The sequence below is a fragment of the Duganella flavida genome (assembly GCF_009857445.1).
GTDB classification, from domain to species: domain Bacteria; phylum Pseudomonadota; class Gammaproteobacteria; order Burkholderiales; family Burkholderiaceae_D; genus Rugamonas; species Rugamonas flavida.
In genome coordinates, this window is the sequence record NZ_WWCN01000086.1 from 1 (window position 1) to 254 (window position 254).

The following is a 254-nucleotide window of genomic DNA, read 5'->3' on the forward strand; positions in this document are numbered from 1 at the left end:
GTCTTACAAAACCGCCTGCGCACGCTTTACGCCCAGTAATTCCGATTAACGCTTGCACCCTACGTATTACCGCGGCTGCTGGCACGTAGTTAGCCGGTGCTTATTCTTCAGGTACCGTCATGAGGACCAGATATTAGCCAATCCCTTTTCTTCCCTGACAAAAGAGCTTTACAACCCGAAGGCCTTCTTCACTCACGCGGCATTGCTGGATCAGGCTTTCGCCCATTGTCCAAAATTCCCCACTGCTGCCTCCC

At 52.4% G+C, this 254-nt stretch carries 1 rRNA gene; it reads right to left on the bottom strand.

Going from position 1 to position 254, the window contains the following annotated elements:
• Nucleotides 1-254, bottom strand: a 16S ribosomal RNA gene (locus tag GTP46_RS29305); the annotation flags it as partial.